Below are 24,591 nucleotides of genomic sequence, written 5' to 3' on the forward strand. Positions count from 1 at the left end.
CTTTTATAAAAAAATGTATCGACTTTTTGACGTTAATTAAAAGTCATAGATATAGCATTACATACTATTAATACTCTACAGTGCACTTTATTTAATTCTGCATACGCAAGATTCTAACTCCGTAGTCCTAAAAGCTAAGGAAAGTCAATGAAATGGAACGTACAAAAAAGTTAGTGATCAAGGTATTGATTTCGTTGGTAGAAGATGCCCTATCACTGACGTTTCATTGCATAAGAGTAATATTGTTTTACTTAAACATGACAAACGTCAAATTATATTAAATAGAGCTGGTATTTGAGAGTGCTACTCAATGACAATCATGAGAACTACGCCACACGGAAAGCTATATCAAATTTTTGATGGAAGTTTTAGCCAGATTACCCTTCATGACTGTATATTTGATGGTGATAAAGGACTTGTTAGTCACGTTTATCCAACGTCGATTGATATTCCTGAATTAAGCTCTTTGCCTAAAGACGCTATGGTATTAAGCTATATGATTCATAGAAATGTAAATTGGAGTAAAGGAACGTAAGGATACTCAAGCAACACATTAACATTTAGATTAATAACTCTATTTCTGTCGAGTTTGATTTCAATACTTTTCAATGACTTGTGCGGTACCATCAGCAAGTAATTCTAAATGACTCATTTTTGATATTAAAAAAAATTCATAAAAGTAGATATCACGCTTCTTACCCGCAATACTCTAACTTTTAATCATATCGCATACTCAATAATTAAAACGCTAACACCGACTTTGTCAGGAGAGCAGCATTAATGACAGCACCTACTCAGATTCAACAAACACAACAAACAGGCATAGATCATAATGCTGAGAGTGATACAGCAAACCAAACGGCACAGACCGTGTCAACAAGCCGGCGATATGGCAATGGCTATAAACTATTTAATGCTCCCATCGAGCAAGTGCACAAATCAGCAAGTTCTTTCGCTCAATTTTTCAGAAGTGTACCTTATTTACTTAAGCCAAGTAGCTTCGATGCAGAGTTGTATAAGAATGCCTTTACTCTTAAAGCGATCTCAGACTCTGAAATTGATGCCCCAAAAAAAGAAAACATTTTGATTCGAACTGCAGAAGAAAAAATTGAGAAATTACATTCGACTAGAACAAGTACAATACCTGAGGATGATTTATCAGGAGTAATGTGCCCGATAACACGAATCAAACTAACTCAAAAAGAAGCTGTAGTAGTCAAGTTAACAGAGAAGCCGAACGCTGGTCATCAGCTCCTTGTAAGTAGAGAAGGCTTAACAAGGCTTCTTTACAAACCTTTCGTAGCCGATCCAGTATTACCTAACTGTTTTTTTACGAGTCCAGGAATACTAACAAGAACTGAACTTATAAATGCTGATTTTTTTCCTGCAGAAGAGAAACACTTTTCGGCAGCGAGAAAGTTCAAATGTGAAAATGAGTCGGCAATATGTTCATCTGAGGTGTTTGAGCTTAAAACTGATGATCATACACTCAGACTCGAAAGTTCAAAAAAAAATAAAAATGACCGAAGGAATAGACGAAAAGCACAACCGAAACATAATCCTGAAATTGTGCATTTTAACGCCTCAACATCACAATCTCATCAAGCTCTACCTATACCAACACCTGTACATATACCAGCATCAAGAACAATACCAGCAGCAGGGACGGCACCAAGACCTGCAACTCCGCCAAAACATGTACCTAAACTAGAAGCAGATTTGACTGAGGCAGCTCAAACTTGGGACTTTGATGAATTGTCACAAAACACTTCATTATTGAGCGAAATGCTTCTTAAGGTTAAAGAAGCTTCACCGGATTACTTGAAAATAAAATCCCACTCTCACATTACACAACGATGTCCAATTAATAATACAGTCTTAACTGCCAAAAATGCAGTTATGCTACATCATTTTGGCCAACGACTTTTAATTAGCAGGAAAGGTTTATTAGATGCACATCACCACTTATCCATTGGGTCTAAGCCTAGTAAAAAGTATCCATTTACCAAAGAACAGCTAAAAAGGTGTAAAATAAAGCCCGTGGTTAATTATCCGACAACTGAAACAATGAAAGCAGATATCAGAGGTTTCGTTATGGTTGAATTACCTCCAGTGGATGCTCATATATCCGATGCTGTTAAAGCATAATTCGCTTGTTCATAATCAAACCCTTGCCCCATTAAAAAGCGGATTCGTTTTGCTTTTTCTTTATAATCAGAAATTGGTTTGTTTTTGTATTTTTTTTCGGCCTTCTCTTTAGCTAATTCAAACCAATCACAGTCAGACCCATTTAAAGTTTCAGCAACGGTTTCAGAACTGACCCCTTTTAACATCATTGCTTGTTTGATACGGATAGGTCCATGACCTTTATAGATATGAGAACGAAGTAGCATTTGTGCAAAACGCTTATCATTGATATATCCATTTTCCTCAAAGGCGTCGAGTACAGATTCGATTTCTTCAGCTGTGAATTCTTTAGCTTCAAGTTTTTGTTTTATCTGATGCCTAGAATAATCACGGCCAGCTAATAAGCTGACCGCAATTTGTCTAGCACTTGGTGTGCTTTTCATGATTTAACTCTTGATGAGTAGCTTTGATAAGCTTGTCTTAGAAAACTTCACCCGTTTCTAAATCAACATTTTCTTCGCCTGTCGCAGAATCTGACTTGCTAGGTTTACTTAATAAAGCAGCACGAAGTTGTTGTTCAATCTCTTGAGAAACTGCTGGGTTCTCGACCAAGAATTTACCTGCATTAGCACGGCCTTGACCAATTTTGTCGCCTTTATAGCTGTACCATGCACCGGCTTTCTCAACAAGCTTATGTTGTACACCTAAGTCGACGAGTTCACCTGTACTGTTAATGCCTTTGCCATACAAGATTTGGAATTCAGCTTGCTTGAAAGGTGCTGCAATTTTATTTTTTACGACTTTAACGCGAGTTTCGTTACCGACTACTTGGTCGCCTTCTTTAATTGCACCTGTACGACGAATATCAAGACGAACAGAAGCGTAAAACTTAAGTGCGTTACCACCTGTTGTCGTTTCTGGGTTACCGAACATTACACCAATCTTCATACGGATTTGGTTAATGAAAATTAGAAGTGTATTTGACTGCTTTAGGTTACCCGCAAGCTTACGCATTGCTTGGCTCATCATACGTGCAGCAAGACCCATGTGAGAGTCACCGATTTCACCTTCAATTTCAGCTTTTGGTGTTAGCGCAGCTACTGAGTCAACAATGATGACATCAACAGCACCTGAACGAGTTAATGCATCACAAATTTCAAGCGCTTGCTCACCTGTGTCAGGTTGAGAACACAGTAGGTTATCGATATCCACACCTAGATTCTGTGCATAGCCAGGGTCAAGAGCGTGCTCTGCATCGATAAATGCACAGGTTTTACCTTGTTTTTGTGCTGCTGCGATAACTTCTAATGTTAGGGTTGTTTTACCTGACGATTCTGGACCATAAATGAAAGCAAAACTTAGTATTTAACACTCTAATGGTTCACACCGTTGTTATTTATTCTAGTTCAAAAAAAAGAAGAAAATGAATATTTATTGAATAATTCTTTTTGAATTAATAGAGAAAAGTTGAGATTTCTATCTGCGGCCGCCGAAATTTGAAGAAGTTAAAACTTAAGCTCAAACGTTAATTCCGAGCTTAAGTCACATCATGTTTGAAGTTGGGATTTGATTAAAAAACTAGAGTCTGATTCTGTTAAATTCGACTCCATTTAGGGTGGTGAGAAATACTTCTTTAAGTTTTCCTACAACGTCTGAACCTTCACAATGGGACATTTCAAAGATATAGTTAATATCTATATGTATTTCTGCAGCGTCTGGATAAAATCCAAAGGTGTTAAGAAAATCAAATCTATTTATATCAAATATGAATTTACCTGCTTGATCCTTTTTAATAAAAGATTCTGGGGATTCATGCCAATTTTTAGTATGTAGGTTTACACCAAATAAATCCTCACTCGCCAAGTAATGCTTTCCCTTGCGAATGTGATAAGACTCCCCATGTACATATGACCCATTATCACCATCATAAATTACATACACTCCATCAGGAACAAGACCAGAATTTCCATAATAGGTCATTTGAGCCTTTTTTAAACGCCTTGTGTTTACAGCTTTATTATAACCATAAGTCCCTTTAAACTCAGGTTTAATAAGACCTGCTGGCACAGCTGGCCCTTGATGATAATTCGTTGGGTTATACAAAACATATCTAGGAATCGCTGATTTCATTTCAAGCTTTTTGGGAATGTCTCTAAATGTTCTTCCACCACTCCAAAAATCTACAAGTCCATCATTGTCTCGATCTCTATTAAATGAAGCAGAATTGTATATAACAAACTCTTTCCCTAAAACTTCTTGCTTGGCTGTTTCAATTTCTTCAAGCCAGTCATCCCATGCCTGTTGCTTTTCCTGCTTTCTTACATTTGGTGGTTTTGTTGGATCATTCCCTACATAACGTGTAGCTACCTCAAAATTAAACGGATTTTTGCATAAGCCTACTTTTGCAAGGCTAATATCACCTAAGCTGGGCGCTTTAACTGATTGACCAGAGCTACTAGTAGCAGTGCCCGCACAACCGAGGAGTAAAGTTGAAGCAAATACTAAAGTACATATTTTAACTGCTTGAATAATCTTCATAAAAGCTCACTATTTTTTAGCTAGGAACCTAAGTTAGAGATTTAACAAATACAGCATTGTTAACATTTAAATTACATTGAATATATTTTATAAATGGATTGCAACCCCACTTTAGTACTACGAAACTACATCCAAGAAATTCAAAATCTATTGACAATGAAATACGATTCTTGTTTATTTTACATTCACATTACGAAATAGTTAGGCCAAGTATGAAAAGGATTTCTTCTTTGTTGGCAATGAGTTGTTTGCCATTTATTACTCATGCAACATCTATTACTCATGCAACATCTATTACTGAAAGTGGTGACTTGAACAAGGTTCATTACTATCAAGAATTAACAAAAAAAGTTGCTTTAGATAAACAAAAGCAGTTCGAAGCTGTTCTTAATCAAGTTTCAGATCCCAAATTACAAGCTATTCTGATACAGCATTCTTCGTTTTCAGCCGTTCCTGATAATGGGGATGAAAATAATCCTCATATTGATTGTGAGCAATTTGGTAATGGCATATTCGCATCTCAAGTACTTGGTGACTTAGATATGTCATGTCAAGATTATGATATTGATTTGTCTCATAAGCAGATTGATTTCATGTTTCTTTATCACCCAAAATGGTTTGCAGAACAAGAATCAGCAGGTCAAGCTTATAAGTACGCTGTTAAACAAGTTAACTTGGCGAATGAAGCTTTATCTATGATTGACGGCGTTCAAATAAAGCTTGTTGCGTTTGAACAGCCGACATTTGAAGGCTACAGAGACTTTCAGATTTTGCGAGTAGGTCAAGATATCTTTGATGACTTTTACAAAGGAACTGATGCAGAATTACCTAATTCGGTTGATTTTGATTCTATTAACGGCCCTACTTACCATGAATTTGATACAAATGGCGATGTTGTAAAAACCCATAGAGGTCTTGATCATCTGATTCAAACAGGACAATGGCATACCAGCTTTTATTTAACAGGTCTTGTTGAGTTTGAAGATCTTCCGCATGATTCTCAATTGTTTGTAAAGTATGGAGTCGATTTGTATAGCTGGGGTCGATTACGTGAACCGCAATACAATGACGGTACTGATAACGAATTGTGTGGCTTTAATGGTGGAAATCATATTTCATTATTACTTGAAGAAGAAAATTTATCTAAATCTTATTGCACTAAAACCCTTGGGCACGAAGCGGGTCATGCACTTTTAGCGGGGCATAATCAGGGGAACCATGGAAACCACGCTTGGGCTCGTGCTCGCGCAGTTCCATGTGATAATGCTAATACACTCATGCACTATAAAATAGGCAATGAGACTGTAAATAATTTCTCTTCACCTAACCTATCAGTTAATGGTCAGGTTTGTGGTAACGAAACTAATGGCAATAATGCTAAGCAAGTAGAATTATCAGCACCGTTCGTTGCTAACACTCGCCCTGCAATGTCTACATATGGTGATGTATGGTTTGAGTCAGAGGATATTGAGGTAGCTGAAAATACTGAAACTGTTAACCTAGTTGTTAAACGTAATGGCGATTTATCTAAAGAAACTGCTGTTAAAGTATTTATTGATAACGGATTCACCCTACTCTCTTCAGATTTTATTCATGTTGAGTTTGAAGCTGGTGAAAGCTCTAAGACCGTTTCTTTGAACATCATTAATAATGACAGTACTAGTGAGAACCCTCAGTTGACTGCTAAGTTAGTTTTACCGTTACAGCTTGAGCTCACTAATGATAAAAATTCTATTAGCATACAGATAAAAAATGATGACTCTCTTCCACCAGTTCAACCTCCTGTTGAACAGCCTGAGCCTAAAAAGGATTCTGGTGGTGGTGCGATTTTCTGGTTGCCTTTGCTTGGACTAATCCTTGGTTACAGAAGGTTTTCACATAAAATTAGTTAACATTGATTAGTAAAAATCAGATACACAGTAAAACAGAATGAAACTTGTTGTTTTACTGTGTTACCTAAATTACTCAAATCGTCTATAACCCAAGATCTAATATCTCTTTTCTAAATCTACCAAAAATATCCAGCATTCTTTCGTAGTTCGTACTCAGCTCATTACGAATGGGTAATTTATGTTCACAGCTTGAGTTGTTAACCGTTGGCTCTGGTTGTTCACTAGAAAGAACTTCTTTCACCTCAAAATTACTAAGCTCTATTACATTTTCATTGCTTGAGTGCTCTATTAGATCGGCAGACTCAGCGAGTGACTCTTGTGAGTCAATTTCAAGCGTTTTATTCATCTTGCCAAAATTGACCACATCTGCCTTTTCCGGCACATCATCGGCAATTCTATATGCATATTCGAGCAACTTAGGTTCTGCTGGCATAAATAAGAATGCTTGCTGATTGGAATGCTTTGTCATGCGTAAATTTCTGCCATTAATTTGCCTGAAATACATTTCCGTTTTAATTCGGGTTAAATGGCAAATAACCTGAAGCCTCGGTATGTTAGTACCTTCACTAATCATCCCTATTGAGATTACCCATTTCGAGTTAGAGTTTCGGTATTTGTGTATAAGTTGTGTGGGATCATCTTCTTGATAGGTAATAATAGAAACATCTTCGCCCAAATGTTCATTCATCAATGCTGCAATTTGCAAAACATGATCCACTGAAGACGCAACAACTAACCCGCCTGCCTCCTGATTGGACTCACGTAACCTTTCTAACGTTTCATTGGCTTGAGTGAGAATGTGCAACAGTAATACTTCATTTTGAATCACTAGTTGATAAGGAAAGCTGGAGTGAGATAGAAGATCTGTAAAACTAGCGTATGATTTCCTCTCATCCTTCTCTGTAATGGAGATATTATCATTATCTATAGCAATAATCTGCGGTAGGCGGCATACACCATCGTTTATAGCATCAGACAAACCATAGATATAATTACACTCAATTTTATTGGTGTAATTACAATATGTTGATAAAACAATTGGAGCTGTATCGGATCGCCACGGTGTACCTGTTAATGCTAACGAAAAGCTGGCTTTACCTTGAATATTCAAGATAATGTGTTCGCCCCAACTATTTGCGTTTTCTAAGTTAGAACCTGCACAGTGATGTATCTCATCGAAAATAACAAATACTTTATGCTGCAGAAATAACGACCAAAATCCTTCGTCCAAATATTGCATACTCTGATATGTTAACGAGCAACCTTTAGCACCCATTCGTCCATCAAATCGTTCTCCGAATACTTCTTGTAATGTCTGAGTAAAGTCACTGCAAACAACAGAAGATGGTGAAAAACAAATGATAAGATCGATTAACTCCTTTTCAAGCATTTCCTTACCAAGCATTGAAGCCATATAAGTTTTTCCAGCTCCCGGTGTAGCTAAAACAAGGTAATGCTTTTCACCACTAGAATACTTACATAAAGCATCTTCAATACACTCTTGTTGCCATTGCCTTAGCTTCATAAAAGTTACCTGTACTTCTTAATGACAGTTTCAATTGCTTTAATTGAGCCTAATACTTTACTCGTTTGCTCTCTGGCTTGGTTGTAGCTATTTTGGATACTTCCTCGTAATTCAGGGAAGTCATTACAGATTCTCTGATATTCCTCAGCTTCTCCCATCAGGATAAGAAGTTCTTCTTTTCGGGAATTAAGATCTTTTTCTAATTGCGAAGATGAGGGGGGAGTTCTAACAACCACTGGAGTTTTTGGTACTTCATCTCTTGAGTTGCTCTCTTCAGCTTTGCGTAATTCTTCGGGATTGAACAACTCCGTTTTGCTATATGAAATTATCTGCCGACCTTTGGAAACTGATTTTGTTAGCCAACCCTTTTTGACTAAACGTTCTAGGGTCGCATAAACCAGTCTTCTCACTTCATCAGGTTTAAGCGTCTTATCGTTACTAAGAGAAATAAATGCAGTTCTTATCTCTACCACGGTGAAGTAATTACAATTTGGTGCAGTTATGATCTGAGCAATAAGACGATGCAATCTCATACCAAGTTATTCCAAAAGCAGCACAATATAAAATGTGACATAAAATACAGGTGTATTATATGTCAGTGATATTTAAAAAAGCAATGTGGGATAATTTCTTGATTGGTATAAAGGGATTTCTGATGAGCGACCCAATTCAAGAATTTTCAACGAAGCTCCGTGCATTAAGAAAAGAAAAAAATATTACTCAAGAAAAACTATCGGAACTTTGCAATTTAGACAGGGCTTATATCTCTCGTATTGATCAGGGGAAAATTAATATAACTCTTGAAACTTTAGTTAAACTCGCAACTGCCCTTCAGTGTCAACCATCAGAGCTAGTACCAAGTATCGATTTCGAAAATAAAAAACAATAAACCTTTATTGCCTTTCAGATTATCAAAACACACCCGAACGAACTCTTAGAAATAAAATCAGCAGGGATTATGACTTAACTCAATTGACTGCTGATTTGACGTTACGTCAATTTCGTAACCATCGATGATTCACAATATTTGAATTTAGCAGTTTGTCGTAACGACATATAAACGATATCAGAAAGTTCAGATTGATTGTAAATGCGACTCAAATGTAACAGTTATTGGTACCGTAGAATTTATTATGAGCAACGCTCATTTTCATAAAAATAGAAACTGCTGCTCAAAAATCCATATCCAAAAAAATTAAATAACATACCCAAGAATATCTTACCACATTGTTTTTTATGTACATTTTTATTATAAAAATGGATATGGTTTTTTATTTTCATTAGCTTACAGTTTAAATATCAAATCAAAATGAAATAAGGATATTCAAATGGTATTTACACAACACGCCCAACAGCGGATTGAAAATCGCAGTATTAGTCCACTGATCCTTGACTTAATTATTGAGTTTGGAACTAGCGAGTTTCATCAAGGTAATGAGGTTCTTTATATTGGAAAAAAAGAACTGAAAAGACTTAGAAAGTATTTAGGTTCTGGTTCTAAAGAAATAGAAAAAGCTGTCAGAAAGGTCTATTTAGTTGTTGAGGGAAACTTAGTCATCACCGCTGCACGCAAATCATGCCATCACAAACGTAGTCGCCATTAAACGGATTTATATATGACTGTACAAAACACAGAAATACAGAAAGAGCACCACCTCGATTTAAAGAAAATTGTGGAAAAATCTGAAAGAAGAGCATCTGCTGCCCAAGCGGTAGCACTCAAGACATTAAAGACATGCAGAAAACGAATTAAATTTGCAGATAGACTTATAATTGCTGGAAATCTGGATTTTATTCTTAATCGTTACAAAATAAACCCTAATAAATTGAAAATTGATCCAGAGATTTGGAACTCTAAAGAGGCATTCCGTCGTGACGTCTTCAGAATGAGATTACCAAAGGGAGAGGAAAAAAAAAGGTTAATTTCCACACTTGAAAAGTATCGTAGAATAGTAATGATGATTGCGGCTTCTAATTCCTGTCCAATCTCTGAGGCATACTTAGCACATCTACTTTTAAGGGGCTCATCTTTACATCAATGCCTAAAAACAGAATCTAGTGAGTTACGCTTGATGATGTTGCTGGAAAATATGATTCAGGATCTAAATCAGAAGTTTAATTTACTCGAAAAATATAAGTTATTAGCCAAAGCCAAATCCAATTACTATGCCTTAAATCATAAACTTCTAATTGAACATAATGATACTTTTACCAATTTAGAACCTAATGACTCTATATTGGATAAACAAACTCATGAACATTACCTATCTCGCAATACATGTCTTCACAATATAGACATTGATGATCATTGCTTCTTTATGGATATCGAAGATTTTTGGGATTTTCATATTCGATACTTTCCAAAATGGTTTGTAGGCGTTGACGACTGGCGAGAGTTAACTAAAGCAGAGTGTGTTATACAAACTGAGCCTGACTACATTCATACCCTGAACTTGACTGGATCAATAGATCCAATAAATGAACATTGTTATTACATTATTGTTTACCCAAATCGTGCTTTAACAGAGCTAATGCCTGTTTTGGTGCATTTTAGCGAAGAAGGCACGACAACGGTTCAATTAAATGAAGTATTGCTCGCTGAATTATCGAAGAAAGGAAACCGTATATTTAAACCTGTTGCTGATGGCGACACATCTGTTTCAAGGTGCATTATAGACAGATTAAAAGATGATATTGGAGGGAAAATTGAAATTGAGTGGCAAAACTCTAGTGAAAGCTTGACTTCTCATCCTTACATTATTGAATACAACAAACGTAATGATTTAATGAGATATTTTTAATCATTAATTTATAAACACCATAGAAGGAACTATTGTGAAAAAATTTTGGCAACTGCGAATGGAAAACACTCCAAATAAACTTAATGAAAATAAACTTCATCTTCCAAACAAACTGTACAACTCTATAGCGAGAGGACATGGTATTGTTTTGGCCACTTGGAACGAGTCACAACTCCTTGGTCAAACTCATACTTTTTGTATAGTTAAACAGAAAGTCAGTAATAATATTATAGAAGTTGAGTGGCGTCCGTTTTCTATTGCTCTTCGCCCTTCACCGTCTGGTGTTACTCACTGGCGTAATAAAGAACACTTTAAATTTGCTGATTCTGTCATTGAACGCTACGGGCTGGCTGACTTATTTGCTGAGTGTTTTTCAGATTTGGGGCAACAGAGTTTCAATAGAGTAGTGGGTTCATCATATACACCAAGATCTTCACCTAGTTCTACTAAGCAATATATTGAAACCAAAGGTTTTGTATACCTGATTCAATCGCCATATGGGTATAAAATTGGAAAAACGGTAAATATGAAAAATAGATATCAATTATTTTCAGTGAAGTTGCCATTCAAAATTAAGTTAATCCATTATGCTGAATTCGATAATTACAGTAAAGCCGAAGCCGATTTACATAAAAAGTTTGCTGACAAAAGGCTCGAAGGTGAATGGTTTGATCTGAATGAGTCTGACATTAATTATTTAAAAAGGATGGGAAAAAGTATGCCTTTGATTAAATAACTTGTACTAGCTCAGATGACGTGCGAAACGTCATCAACTATTCAAGCTGTTGAAATAAAACTACATTTCTATCTCATCATCTGAGACGTTGATAGCGTTTAATTGTACTAGTTCAGTAACCATGTAAAAACTTCGTAACGAAAACAAACTGTGCCCTATTTTTTCCCATACAAAACTCAAAATATATAACTAAAAACCATGTTCTCTATTTGATTTTTTATATATCTAGAACCTTTTTAACCACTTCAATAGAAAGTGAATTAATGATTTGTAGCATTCTATGGCAACTTGAGCACACAAGAGCTAACTATGAAATTTTTGTTTATAGGCTTTCTGTTAAAATTGAAAGAGGTATATTATGACACCCCTTCATTCTCCAATGGCCAAAACAATGGCAACCAATTGATAAATTTACATATTCACCTAGATTGCCCTATCAATAATTATTGCTTTCCAACCCCACGTAGAGCGCTTTTTATTATAATTAAGAACTGCTTTACCAGTTATTACATCTCCATCTTTTACATTAAAATCATTAATATAACTACGGTCTATAAAAATATCTGAATCGGTAAAGCCAAGCCCGTTAGATACACGAACTTCTTCATTGAAAGATTTAAGAATTTTTTGACTAGGTTCGATATCAGTAATTTCACTAAATACAGAATGATATTTTATGCCTCCTTTTGACTTATGCTTCGATAGCTTCACTAAAATAGGCTCACCCAAAGCAAACTTTTTAGGAAGCTTCGAAAAAGGAATTACTGTATCAACACCTCGTTCAACAATGACATGAACTAGTTTTTTGTCGACATTAACGTGATCAACAATACCAACTGATGAGTTAAAAATATCCCACTTCTCGCCTTCCCTTTCGGCAAATTGATACACAACAAAGCGATTATTTGAAGAGTTAAAATCCCCTTTGAGTTCAATAGCGTCACCTTCCTCTAATTGAGAAAAATTAAACTGACTTTCTGGTAATGAAACCTCTTCTGGGAACTGATTTAAACCATCACTTAAAAATACCTTTCTCCTTTTCTTATTTTGGTTATCTTGTAAAGAAAACGATTTACCAAGATTAGCCTTAATCCAAGGTAAATTCTGAAAGAGCACCTCTTCAGCCAAACTCCCGTATTCTTGATAAATTTCTTTATTGTTTTTGCTAGTTACAGTTTCCTGAAACCAAGGTAGATTTTCAAATTCAGACACGGCTTTAGGTATTGTCCACCCTTCTTGATTTCGAGCTTTGATTACCTGTAAAACCTCAGATTTAGCGGCACTGAAATTACCTTTAACTACAAACAAATTTGCCAACTTCAACCTCAAGTTGGCAATAAAGCTTTCTTTTGGATTAGATAACAAAGCGCGGCAATAACAATTTAAGGCTTTATCACTATTGATATTTACTTGAATATCGCCCAACAACTCCCACGCCCAATAGTCTGTCACTTTTTGTTTTGCTACTTTTATAGCTAGGTCGAAAGCATTTTGATAATCACTAAGAACATTTAACGCTCTGGCCTTATTAAGTTCTAACCATATTTTTTCCTCTGCAGAGGCTAATACTTTATCCACCAATGGGAGTAATTGTTTCAAAAGAACTACATCATTTTGCTCAACTGCTTGTTTGGTTCCATGTTGTGCAATTTTTGCAGCTAGACTTGGATAAGAAATTCCTGTTGTACTATCAATATAAGGTTCATAGTCTTCTACTCGCAGGTTTTCAATACCCCATAACTTAATAAAGCCGGCAAGATTAAAGCCATTTTCATTAATAAGTTTATCTGCAATCCCTAGTATTAGTGAGTGTAATAGAGAGGGTTTTTCACATTGTAGCTTTAGGTAATCGTTTAATAATTTTTTAACAGCAAAAACGTTTACTTTTTCATTGTTAAACTGCAGCTTAGCCAGTCTGTATAGCTCCCATCCAATACTTGTTCTAATATTCTGATCTTGAGGCTGAGTATTTAAAGCTTTGCTGTATATATTTATAGCAACTTGATGTCGCCCTTCTTTACTCGCTTGCTTTGCTTTTTGCAGCTCTTGGTTTACTGGGTTAGCAAGCCTATTTACATAAGCTTTATGCTCATTAATGATGTTGTCATTAGGATCGAACACAATTGAATTCAATTGCTCAAGATACAAGTTTACTGCTTCAGAATTGTTAGTAGATGCTTCCCTTTTTATTATATCAATCAAGCACCAGCCTAACGCTTTCTTGTTCCATTCATCGTCAGGTTCTTTTTGTATTAACTTAATAGCGCTCTGATAAGCTTCATCAAGCTGTCCAGATTTACGCTGCGAGAATACATCTTTACTGGTTAACCCTACGTTCACATGACGCTGTATTGCCATAATTAACTTAGACTCCCTTCAATTAGACCCTCAACAAAAACTAATAATTGGTCTGAATTTGAGAGGTTATTTAAGCCCATAAATCGAGTAAACTGACTTTTTCCGTTATAGAAAATATCAATAACAGCAGTTTCATCATTTCTTTGAAAATAATACCTTTGTGTGAAATCTCTAGATATTAGCTCTGGAATTGAGATGTTATGAGCTAAGCAGATGGTGGTTAATAACTCATGAAACTCCCTTAAAAATTCTTTTGAAAATTCAATTTTAGTGGTTATTGAAGAATCATAAGAAGTAATAAGTTTACCTTTCAAATGACTTAATTTTTGAGTTAATAAACTATCTAGCGAGCTTTGTCGGTTAAATGTTAACGCTGTGATTTTCTGCTTACTGTTATATGTAAATCGAACCGTTCCAAATTCGTCATTCGATTGGAATAAATATACTTCTTGGTATTGATTATGGGTTATTTCTTTTACCTCAATCCCAGAACCTTCTAACGATTGTTTTACTTCAAAAAATAACCTTTCTAAAAATATATTCCCTTGAGGTAGCACAATAGGAGACTGAGTTGATTCCAATATTTTATCTGTTTGGAGTTCACAAGGTGTCACTTGAGTTGGCTCTGAAATCTGTTTATCAAAAGTTTCTTGCACTGATAAACTAGAGGGCATACCAGCTCTCTTTAATCCTGAACCCAACTTAATTTTAGGAGGTTCTAATACATATAATTGTTCAGATGTTCTTGTTATTGCAGTATATAACCAACGGAAATATTCATTACTGAGTGTTTTTAAATGAGAGCTACATTTCAGAAATACATTTTGCCATTCACTACCTTGAGCTTTGTGACAGGTAATCGCATAACCAAACTTTAATTTAAACGCATTAAAATAAGGATCAGCAAGCAAGGCCATTCTAAATTCATTACGTCTATCTTTTGTGAGCAGATTGGAGTGTCTATTCCTGAAATCTACATATAATGCTTTATGCTCGTCAGAGCTTAAGCTAGGTTCGTCACTGTAAAGTAAACTCTCAACAATTTTACAAATGAAAAAACTAGCATCTCCGTTTTCATCTCTAAACCCTAATTCAACATCTCTGAACTGTAAGTCTACCTGAATAGTTTCAGTAGTATTATCTTCACACTTCTTCCGTAACACGACTGTTCTAATTTCAGGTTGAGATAAAATACGCCTAATCATCCCAAACTCACCATTTGTTATGACTTTTTCATTTACATAATGATTAGCAACAGAAATAACTTTATCACCTTCAGCAACTTGCTGCTGAGAAGGAAAAAAATGTTCCCTAATAACTCTGTTGTACTGACTCACTTGAGCATTTGACGAAGCAATTACAATAGAGTTTTTAGTATTAGAAATTTTATGATTACAGACATTTAAAAATTGATTAAGAAACGTATCAGCTGATAGCTCATGAATATCTTCAGAGCCCAATTGAAAATCAAGCTTGTTAAAAGTTTTTGCCTGCATAGCTCCTCTGAGTATTTGAGCATTATTTAATACTCCAGTGTCAGACTTTTGTCTAACTACTTCTGTTAACTCATACTCCACTGAGGGTAACTGATACTTTTCTTGTAAATATTCCCGACTCAACGCTGGTGAATAACTCATACCAACTGGCGGTAACTGTGCATTATCGCCAATAAATATTACTTTCTTAGAATGTTCATTATGATCTAAATTAATGTAAGTTAATAAGTCTCTAAGGAGGAAACCTGACCCAAAACGAAAGAATTCGGAATCAGAGTAGTTATCTGAAACCATTGAAGACTCATCAATAATATAAACTGTTTCAGAGGTATGTTGATTAACTTTGATCTCGGCAAAAAATCTAAATGTTTCTGACCCTTCTACACCTTCTAATTTGTACTCTTTTACATTTTCATAGTTATAAATAACTCTGTGAATTGTTGACGCTGATTGTCCAGTTTTATCACTGATAACTTTTGCAGCTTTCCCCGTAGGGGCCATTAAGACAAACTGTCGCCCGATTGCACTTAAATATTGAGTCAACCCTTGAGTAATGAAAGTTTTACCTGTGCCTGCATATCCTTTTAATAAAAAAATAGTTTCATCACTATCATTCAAAAATTTATCAATACTTTGAACGAGATCGCTTTGTCCTTGAGTTAGAGAGCAGTGATTAAAACTATCAAAGATATTGATATTTTTTCTTGTTATGTCCATTTGAAGGTCAAAACTAGCGGCAGCTTCTGAACTAGCAATTTTGAATTCTTCAGTTAAATAAAGATTATTGGAAGCAACAATTGAGTTTTGTACTTCTTCTAATTTTGCTCTTAATTCTACTAATTCAGACTCAGCTGCAAGAAGAGCATTTGAGCTGCCCTCAACTTGATTTAAGAGCTCTTCATTCTTAATCAAAAGTTCCTTTTGTGCATTAACAGGTGGTGAAGGTTCAATATAATCAGGTAAAGATATCTGAGTTTGATTAATCGCCTGAATAAACCACTTCCCTACGAGAAAAGCTTCTTTTGTTAACCAAAGTGCCTGCTGAACAGACTGTTCCGAGCTGTTATGAGCAGCTTTATTCCCATGCATTCTCAAAGCATGGAGCTTTGCTACGATTGCCGATTCTACAACGTCTTTAAATAAAGGATGATTCAGTCTCTGAAATAAATCAGCTTTTGAGTCTATCTCTATTGAGAGTTTTGAATATATATGACCAACTAGTAACTCAGTAAAACATCTCAATTTAACTAAAGCCGCTTGCGGATCACTGTGAACATAGTTTTCAGCAGCTTCTCCCAATACAGCCAACGTTTCATATTCTTGATGTAAGAACTCGAAGTTAGATCCTGACATTCCTTTTCCCATAACCGAACGCATTATTATCACACTATTATATTGCTCAGAATCTTAGATAAAGTGATAGCGTCTATGATTCTGGATAATACTCTTTTACAAAATTCAAAAAGCAGGCATTACCTGCTTTTCAATAAGTCAAACGCTAATCGTTTTAAGCTCGCAGCTAATAACGGGTTTGATAGGTATTGCATCATCATTTCTTGGTGAGCTTCGTCACTGTCCATTACGGCGTTATCAAAGGCTTCTGGGAAATCGCCTAACAGCGCTTGTTCAGCGGTGTTGTTTTGAACCTGCTTCATCACTGAGTCATTCTCAGCGACTTTGCTAGTTGTGGTATGCAAGAAGTTAATCATATCGCCATCAGTGAGGTTGTCGGTAATAAACATATCGTTTAACCGAGCCACAATCTGCGACATAAACTCTTCTTTCTTGTCCTTAGGCTTAGCCGTACCAATATCATCAGACGGCTCTAACTTGCTGTCTTCGTCGTCCTGTTGCAGCTTGATGTGCTGCTCACGGATTTTAGACAAACGATAATGGCTCATTACCACGTTATCGAGGTCGATATCATCTTCCTCAATCACTCTCTCTCTTAACAGTGGGCGCAGGTAACGGGCGTAAAGGCTGAGTTTTTCTAGCTCTTTATCGTCGTAATCCACAATCTGCGACATAAACTCATAAAAGCGTGCAAAGCTGCCTAAATCCTTTTTGAAGATTTCTAGGCGGTCTTTTTCTTTTTTACACTCTTTAAAACTGTTCTCAGCGTTGGCAATCAATACCGCATCATTGGTTTTCTTGGTACGCTCAAACATCTCTTTTGCTTGAATGTACGCATCTACTGCCGAGCTGTAGCGTTTCTGCCAGCGTTCTACCGCAGGCTTAACGATGTTACTTACCGCCGCATTGCTCTTGCTCTGCCCAAGGAAGGCTTCGCAAAATCGTTCTACTTCGCTCCAAGTGAAAATACCGCTGGCACGTAACTTTTCAAACAAATCGAATACTTTATCTGGATCAGAAACATCCGTCAGTTCAGCGGTTTGATAATAAGGTTGAAAGGCATTTAGGATCTCATCAGGCTCGTTATAAAAATCCAACACGAAGGTACCGCATTCCGCTTTACCCGGATAAGTTCGGTTTAAACGAGAAAGCGTTTGCACACATTCAACACCACCTAGTGGCTTATCCACGTACATAGCGCATAGCTTGGGTTGGTCGAATCCGGTTTGGAACTTATTGGCAACCAACATGATTTGGTAATCATCAGTATCAAAGGCTTTGCGCATATCCCGACCTTTTAGGCCAGGGTTCATACCCTTTTCGGTAAATTTCTGATCTAGCAGCGCTAGACTGTCTGGGTCGTTTTCATTAAATTCAACCTCGCCAGAAAACGCTACCATCACTGCAATTTTGCTTTTACCTTTTGATGAGTGTTCAGCCAAATATTTATCAAACGCCAACTTATAACGTACCGCCTCTTTACGAGAGCTTGTCACCACCATGGCTTTAGCTTGTCCATCAAGCAGGTGCATGATGTGAGTGGTAAAATGCTCTACAATCACTTTCACTTTTTGTGAAATATTGTGGTCATGCAAACGCACCCATTGGCCTAACTTAACTTTAGCTTTTTTGCTGTCGACTTCTTTGTCATCTGCATTGATTTTTTGCGCAAGACGATACGCCACTTGATAGTTGGTGTAGTTCTTCAATACATCCAGAATAAAACCTTCTTCAATCGCCTGACGCATGGTGTAAACATGAAAGGCTTCTGGTTTATTGGTTTTCGACGAAGGCTCAGCAGGATTAGGTAAACGACCAAATAGCTCTAATGTCTTAGGTTTTGGGGTAGCAGTAAATGCGTAGTAATTGAGGTTACTGCTGCCACTTCTTGCGGCTATCGTGGCATCTAAAACATCTTCTGAAGATAGCGGTTGGTCGTCATCTCCCTCTTTACCTTCAACCATCAGCACTTCTTTAAGCTGACGTGCAGTAGAGCCTGTTTGTGACGAATGGGCTTCATCGGCAATCACCGCATAACGGCGCTCTTTTAAACTTGCACTGTTTTCAATGGCGGCTAATACATGAGGGAAGGTTTGAATGGTAACAATAATAATCGGCTGTGCGTCTTCCAAAGCTTTTGCCAGCTTTTCTGACTTAGAACCTTCACCTTCTTTGCGATTGATTTTACCTACCACACCATCTGCGTGTTCAAACTGATAAATGGTATCTTGTAATTGGTCGTCGAGTACGGTTCTGTCGGTGACTACAATCACTGAATGAAACTGCTTGTTTCCGTCTTCATCATGCAGAGTCGATAACTGATGTGCTGTCCAAGCAATCGAATTCGACTTACCAGAACCCGCACTGTGCTGAACCAAATACTTATTGCCAGTACCTTCAGTACGAGCAGCACTAAGCAGTTTATTCACCACATCCCATTGATGATAACGAGGGAAGATCAACACTTCTTTTTTGTATTTTCGACCGTCAGGGTGTTCTTTCTCTTCAATCTGCAAATGCACAAAGCGGGCGATAATATTCAGCAGATTATCTGGCAGTAACACCTCATTCCAAAGGTACTGCGTAGCATATTGGTTTTCATCTTCGGGTACATCGTTGCCAGCGCCACCATCTTTAGTGCCTTTGTTGAATGGCAAGAAGAAGGTATCGCTACCCGCCAATTTGGTTGCCATATACACTTCATACTGACTGACGGCAAAATGCACCAAAGCGCCACGTTTAAAGGTGAGCAGTGGCTCTGGCTTTTTGGTTTCAGGGTCTTTGGGTAAACGAGTGGTTTTATACTGGCGAATCGCACGGTCTACCGACTGTTTAAATTCTGATTTCAGCTCCAACGTTGCCACTGGCAAACCATTTACAAACAGCACTAAATCAATGCGCCATGCCTTCGCTTTTTTACCTGTTTCTTCTAAATTTTCTGCCGTTGCATGAGGTGAGTAAACCAGCTCAGGCACTACACGACAACGGTTTTCTTTATAACATGCTAAGGTCGCAGGGTTAAGATCATGCTCAGGCATGAACTGGCATAAAGAGAAACGAGCATTGCGGATCTTTAAACCATGACGCAACACACCCAAAGTACCAAAGCTACGCATCTCCTTTTCAATGGCGTTTTCATCAGCTTTTTTAAGCTGTGCCACCAAGTGCGAGATAAAATGTTGCTCACTATCAATCGGGAACTGCTTACAGAACTTTGCCCACTCTTTTGGTTGGGTTTGCTGCACAAAATCTAAAACATCTTGGGTATAAAGCGCACTTTTCCTGTCGTATTGGTCGCCACGTCCAAGCAACCAGCCATTAGCTTGAAGCTGAGCGATGATTTCATTTTGAAAATTTACTTCCGCTGTTTTATCGGTATTGTTTAAAGCGGCATCCTTGCTCATAGCGCAGTCTCTTGTTGTTTTTGTTGTTTGTCTTGTGTAGCAGGCGGTTGCCAATCACGGACGTCGATTTTTCCTGTTACAGCGGCAGAGATTAGGGCGGTGCGGCGTTCTTGAAGCAATTTAACCTGCTCTCGGCCTTCTTCCAGTAACTCGCCATAATGGGTTTCTATTTTTTGAAGCTCACTCAAAATATTTTTTAATTCATCTTTTGGTGGCAATGGAAAGTAGACGGCCTCGATCCCCTCACTGGATATATTGGGTTGGTTTGTGATTGTCATATTATTCACAAATTGAGCCAAAAATGGCGAGGACTGAGTTGTTTGGAGTAGGAAGTCCGTCAGCGGTTCATCTTCAATACACAGAAAACCTACCCTCTGGTTTATCAAAGGTTTTGAGTTGTTCTTTATTTTGGCAACTTTAATACCACCAGAAATTACAGGTCTCGTCATTGCAAAAACAAGTGAACCTTTTGGGGCTATATATTCTGAGTGAATTTCTGAAAATGATTCAGGCAGATACGATGAATCAGCCCACTCAAACTCAAAATGGCCAACATTTGCAATTTTAATTACAGGGTAACCATTATCTGTAAAATGGCCACTCTTAAATGCATAGCCACCTAGAACTCGACCAAAGTGTTTGATGCGCTTTACTTTCCAATGCTTTGGCACTTTTCCAAGCCATTCGACACCTGAATCTTTCATTGGCGCATCAGGAGTTAACCCTTTGGTGACGGCATGACTGATCACCGCCTGTCGTTTTTCCTGCAATAGCTGGATCAGGGATTGCTGTTCTTCGATCAGGGTGTCGATTTTGGCGGTTTCGTAATCGAGGAAGTTCTGAATCTGCTCACGCTCATTCCATTCTGGAGGCACTGCAAAAGAATAATTACCTAGATGTTCTTGAGTCATGCTCGGCAAAGCAGTACTCGTAGAATAACGGCTGAATTGAATGGTCAGAGCAAGGTAATGCAAATACTTCGCAGGCACATCTTTGTTGATTTCTGTGTAGTACATTGTATCTACAGTCCAGAACGGCACATTGATAAAAAGCGGTTTATCAATGGTTCCTTTCCGGCCAAGCAAAACCGACTCTTTATCGTGCAGAAACTTAGTTGCGTAGGTGAATTGTCCTCCTGAACCCAGCACTGGATATCCTTCACTGGTTTCTATCGTTTTGTAATCTTGCCCGTTTTTTATCTGAGCCATGTGCTTTAAACGGGTAACTTCCCAGTGTTGAGGCACTTCTCCCAACCACTCAACTCCAGAATCTTTATATTCTGGATAAGTCGCATACTTGCTCATAACAAACCTCCTGATGTGGATTTTTTGCCAAGAGCAAGGCGTGCCTGCGCACAGCGAAGGAGCATAGATTGACTATGTGACTGAGTGAGCACAGCCACAACGCCGCTATTAGTGAAAAAGACCATCAGGAGTGCACCTCCGCCAATAGCTTCATAACCCGCTTGCTCACCGCATCCAAATCCGCATCAATATCTTCTAAATCACGAGGCGGCTGATATACATAGAAATGGCGGTTAAATGGGATTTCATAACCGACAATACCAATCTCCTTATCGGATTCGTCACGCTTGTCGGCATTTATCCACGCGTCAGGTACATGTGGCGCCACCTCACGATTAAAGTAAGTTTCAATTAGCTCAGTTGTGGTAACGCTTGGGTTCAGCGGAATATTTTCATTATCTCGCAAGTCGCCATCTTGCTGGAACTCCACCACTTTGCCTTGGTATTCAAATTTGCCGTAAAGTGGGTCGGCTGAATCTTTAAGTACCTTTTTCACTACTGACTCAGCGTCAGGATTTTTAAAGGTTACTGCGTCTAAGAATTGTTTTCTTTCTTTGGCGTCTAGCTTGATATCTAACTTTTTAAGTGCGGCTTTAAGCTCAATATCAAAGGCATTGAAGTCATTGCTTTGTTTGGCTCGTCCACCCAGTGAGGTTGCAAACTCATCTTGTAGCTGCTGTGCTTTGTTCATTAACCCCTGTTGGAACAGCCAAAGTTTATCGCTCAGCACTTCTTTGATTTGTTTTTCTTTTAGCTCTTTGAAGTCTTTTTTGATTTTCTCTCGAATAGCATCTTCGTTATCAGCCAACTCTATATGGCAATCTTTTTCAAGAGCAATCCCAAACTCACTGTGAATCCAGCGCATCACGTTATTAAAAGGCTTTGGCGCAAAGCGTAAACCTGCCACCGCTTCATCGGTAATTTGAGCAGATAGGCGCAGTGGACGTTCAACGGTGATACGACGATAGCCAAACTCATGAGTTTCGAAGATTTTGCTAGCGAAGGTTTTTGGTGTTTCTTGTTTCGGACTTGTGCCCTTTGTTTCAGAAGAACGTCTACCACGGTTACTTTTTTGCTCTAGCGCTTTATCAAGCACCTGCTGCTCAACAGCTTCAAAGCCACCGTAGCAACGGGTGATGGTTTTAATGTCTGCATTGCTCATGATGTTGCGCTTAGAGCCTAATGACTTGCGCATTTTGCCGTATAAGTCTACTCCGTTAATGAGTTGCACTTTGCCTTTGCGTTCGGTAGATTTTTTATTACTCAGCACCCACACATAGGTCGCAATACCTGTGTTGTAAAACATATCTGTTGGCAAGGCGACAATGGCTTCGAGCAAGTCAGACTCAAGGATATAACGGCGGATTTCACTTTCGCCACTGCCTGCACTGCCAGTAAACAGCGGCGAACCATTAAGGATAATCCCGATGCGACTTGGGTTGTTGTTCTCAGGCGTGCTCTTGTCAAAAGAAGAATCTCTGAACTTACTGATAAGATGCATCAGGAACAATAACGAGCCGTCAGAAACTCTTGGCAACCCTGCGCCAAAGCGACCATCAAAGCCTTTAAGGGTATGTTCGTCTTTAATGTCACCTTCAATCTTTTTCCAATCGACACCAAAGGGAGGATTAGAGAGCATATAATCAAACTGATTGTTGGCGAGATGATCGTTAGACAAGGTGTTACCCAGTTTAATACGGCTAACATCTTGACCTTTAATCAGCATATCGGCTTTACAGATGGCGTAGGATTCAGGGTTTAACTCCTGACCAAAGGCACGCATTACTGCATCTTTATTGTATTCGTACACATACTCCATACCTGACGATAAGAAGCCACCTGTACCCGCTGTCGGGTCGTAAATGGTGCGGATCACGCCTTCTTTGGTTAGGGCCTCATCGTCTTCGGTAAATACCAGTGAGGTGGTTAGCTCAACAATATCGCGAGGGGTAAAGTGTTCACCAGCGGTTTCATTTGAGGATTCCGCAAAACGGCGGATCAATTCTTCAAACACTAAACCCATTTCATGGTTGGATATCGCTTTTGGGCTTAGGTCGATGTTTTTGAACTTCTGCACCACTTTGTAAAGCAGGTTGGCTTCATTAAGTGAGCCAACAAATTCATCAAACTTAAAGTGTTCAAAAATCTCACGAGCATCTTTTGAAAACGAAAGCACATAGTTTTCAAGGTTATCTTTAATATCCTTTTGCCCTAATTTGGATAAATCCATTGGCGAGGTATTGAAGAATGATAACTTTGAAGCCCTGAGCAGCAGCTTTTCCATGCCATCTTCTGGCAGGTTCATCGCCTTAACTTTGTCGTGTTGAGCAACAACATCGTCTTTAGTAGTCTTTAAAACGCATTCTAAGCGTCGTAGAAGCGTAAACGGAAGAATAATGCGCCCATATTGAGACTGTTTGAAATCGCCTCTGAGAAGGTCTGCTACAGACCAAATGAAAGCGGCTAGATTGTTATGGGAAGAAGACATTTAATGAAAATCGCTATTGCTCGGAAAAAATAATTACCGAGTATACGCACATTTTATTTGTTGTCGTGAGAAGTTTGGTTTTGTTTGGTCAGAGTTTGAGCAGTGTCAATTTGTGATAACTGATTGTTAATATAGAGATAAGAAACGCAACCAACAAGGTTAAGAATTCCGTTCGTTTAGGGCAGAGACTTCTGGCTTGATAGAGTTTTCCGAGTGCTCCCAAAGCAAAGATCCGGTTAATTTTCGGTGCCTGCATTGCTCAGAATTAAATCGGTGACTTTTAGAGTGTTTTTTATACTAGTTAAAGTTAACTTTGAAATACCCTTCACTGAAAATACACTTCGTAAGCACAATGAACCCTAACATTTGAAAAAAACTGATATGAGGAAGGCTGAACACGCTCGGAACGATCCAGTTCCATAAAAAGTATGCAGGAATTGAAGCAATAAGAAGATTTAAAATCGTGACTGGAATTAAAAGGAATATAGCTTGAGTAAAATTCATAATATTCATCTTTTGCCAAACGCTTCAAATAAATCTATTCAAATTTCAACTAAAAATCAAACATA

At 37.8% G+C, this 24,591-nt stretch carries 16 protein-coding genes and 1 pseudogene; 7 read left to right on the forward strand and 10 right to left on the reverse strand.

Annotation, left to right across the window (positions count from 1 at the left end; genetic code table 11):
* The first annotated feature begins 310 nt into the window (after window positions 1–310).
* Together AC1EU2_RS01580 and AC1EU2_RS01585 are read left to right on the forward strand one after the other, a co-directional pair.
* The gene (locus AC1EU2_RS01580; RefSeq protein ID WP_480296234.1) at window positions 311–535 is read left to right on the forward strand and encodes a hypothetical protein; all 225 of its coding nucleotides are present in this window, start codon (window positions 311–313) and stop codon (window positions 533–535) included.
* A gap of 245 nt (window positions 536–780) precedes the next feature.
* Window positions 781–2,148 (forward strand): hypothetical protein, encoded by a 1,368-nt coding sequence (locus AC1EU2_RS01585; RefSeq protein ID WP_480296235.1) that lies wholly within the window; start codon window positions 781–783, stop codon window positions 2,146–2,148.
* Here the strand turns inward: AC1EU2_RS01585 and AC1EU2_RS01590 are convergent.
* From AC1EU2_RS01590 to AC1EU2_RS01600, 3 genes and pseudogenes are all read right to left on the reverse strand, one after another.
* Window positions 2,121–2,570 (reverse strand): regulatory protein RecX, encoded by a 450-nt coding sequence (locus tag AC1EU2_RS01590; protein ID WP_480296236.1) that lies wholly within the window; start codon window positions 2,568–2,570, stop codon window positions 2,121–2,123. The genes AC1EU2_RS01585 and AC1EU2_RS01590 overlap by 28 nt on opposite strands.
* A gap of 37 nt (window positions 2,571–2,607) precedes the next feature.
* Window positions 2,608–3,474: pseudogene (gene recA, locus AC1EU2_RS01595) on the reverse strand (recombinase RecA); the annotation flags it as partial.
* 231 nt (window positions 3,475–3,705) lie between these two features.
* The gene (locus AC1EU2_RS01600; protein ID WP_480296237.1) at window positions 3,706–4,665 is read right to left on the reverse strand and encodes a hypothetical protein; all 960 of its coding nucleotides are present in this window, start codon (window positions 4,663–4,665) and stop codon (window positions 3,706–3,708) included.
* Between the two features lie 212 nt (window positions 4,666–4,877).
* Here AC1EU2_RS01600 and AC1EU2_RS01605 point away from each other — a divergent pair, with 212 nt between their 5' ends.
* A complete protein-coding gene (locus AC1EU2_RS01605; RefSeq protein WP_480296239.1) occupies window positions 4,878–6,557 on the forward strand; it encodes a hypothetical protein in 1,680 nt (559 codons plus the stop codon).
* Between the two features lie 82 nt (window positions 6,558–6,639).
* Here AC1EU2_RS01605 and AC1EU2_RS01610 read toward each other — a convergent pair whose 3' ends face one another.
* Window positions 6,640–8,082: a DEAD/DEAH box helicase gene (locus AC1EU2_RS01610; RefSeq protein ID WP_480296240.1), complete on the reverse strand. Its 1,443-nt coding sequence runs from the start codon at window positions 8,080–8,082 to the stop codon at window positions 6,640–6,642.
* Between the two features lie 5 nt (window positions 8,083–8,087).
* Window positions 8,088–8,615 carry a hypothetical protein gene (locus AC1EU2_RS01615; protein WP_480296241.1) on the reverse strand — a complete coding sequence of 176 codons (528 nt, stop codon included), beginning with the start codon at window positions 8,613–8,615 and terminating at the stop codon, window positions 8,088–8,090.
* Between the two features lie 59 nt (window positions 8,616–8,674).
* Between AC1EU2_RS01615 and AC1EU2_RS01620 the strand changes: the two genes are divergently transcribed.
* The 4 genes from AC1EU2_RS01620 to AC1EU2_RS01635 all read left to right on the forward strand — a co-directional run bounded on the left by AC1EU2_RS01620 (window position 8,675) and on the right by AC1EU2_RS01635 (window position 11,619).
* Complete coding sequence (locus AC1EU2_RS01620) at window positions 8,675–8,971, forward strand: helix-turn-helix domain-containing protein (protein WP_480296242.1); 297 nt, start codon at window positions 8,675–8,677, stop codon at window positions 8,969–8,971.
* A gap of 439 nt (window positions 8,972–9,410) precedes the next feature.
* Window positions 9,411–9,686 carry a hypothetical protein gene (locus tag AC1EU2_RS01625; protein WP_480296243.1) on the forward strand — a complete coding sequence of 92 codons (276 nt, stop codon included), beginning with the start codon at window positions 9,411–9,413 and terminating at the stop codon, window positions 9,684–9,686.
* A gap of 12 nt (window positions 9,687–9,698) precedes the next feature.
* Complete coding sequence (locus AC1EU2_RS01630; protein ID WP_480296244.1) at window positions 9,699–10,883, forward strand: hypothetical protein; 1,185 nt, start codon at window positions 9,699–9,701, stop codon at window positions 10,881–10,883.
* Between the two features lie 34 nt (window positions 10,884–10,917).
* Window positions 10,918–11,619 (forward strand): GIY-YIG nuclease family protein, encoded by a 702-nt coding sequence (locus AC1EU2_RS01635; protein WP_480296245.1) that lies wholly within the window; start codon window positions 10,918–10,920, stop codon window positions 11,617–11,619.
* A gap of 423 nt (window positions 11,620–12,042) precedes the next feature.
* Here AC1EU2_RS01635 and AC1EU2_RS01640 read toward each other — a convergent pair whose 3' ends face one another.
* The 5 genes from AC1EU2_RS01640 to AC1EU2_RS01660 form a co-directional block, all read right to left on the reverse strand.
* Window positions 12,043–13,977 (reverse strand): tetratricopeptide repeat protein, encoded by a 1,935-nt coding sequence (locus tag AC1EU2_RS01640; protein WP_480296246.1) that lies wholly within the window; start codon window positions 13,975–13,977, stop codon window positions 12,043–12,045.
* A 2-nt stretch (window positions 13,978–13,979) separates the two neighbouring features.
* Window positions 13,980–16,826, reverse strand: coding sequence for an ATP-dependent DNA helicase (locus AC1EU2_RS01645; RefSeq protein WP_480296247.1), 2,847 nt, complete (start codon window positions 16,824–16,826; stop codon window positions 13,980–13,982).
* Between the two features lie 119 nt (window positions 16,827–16,945).
* Window positions 16,946–20,230 (reverse strand): type I restriction endonuclease subunit R, encoded by a 3,285-nt coding sequence (locus AC1EU2_RS01650; RefSeq protein WP_480296248.1) that lies wholly within the window; start codon window positions 20,228–20,230, stop codon window positions 16,946–16,948.
* Window positions 20,227–21,534 (reverse strand): restriction endonuclease subunit S, encoded by a 1,308-nt coding sequence (locus AC1EU2_RS01655; protein WP_480296249.1) that lies wholly within the window; start codon window positions 21,532–21,534, stop codon window positions 20,227–20,229. Before AC1EU2_RS01655 ends, AC1EU2_RS01650 begins: the two co-directional genes overlap by 4 nt.
* Window positions 21,535–21,658: 124 nt before the next feature.
* The gene (locus AC1EU2_RS01660; RefSeq protein ID WP_480296250.1) at window positions 21,659–24,022 is read right to left on the reverse strand and encodes a type I restriction-modification system subunit M; all 2,364 of its coding nucleotides are present in this window, start codon (window positions 24,020–24,022) and stop codon (window positions 21,659–21,661) included.
* Between the last annotated feature and the right edge of the window lie 569 nt (window positions 24,023–24,591).

The sequence above is a fragment of the Parashewanella sp. 2304DJ23-3 genome, from assembly GCF_056591695.1.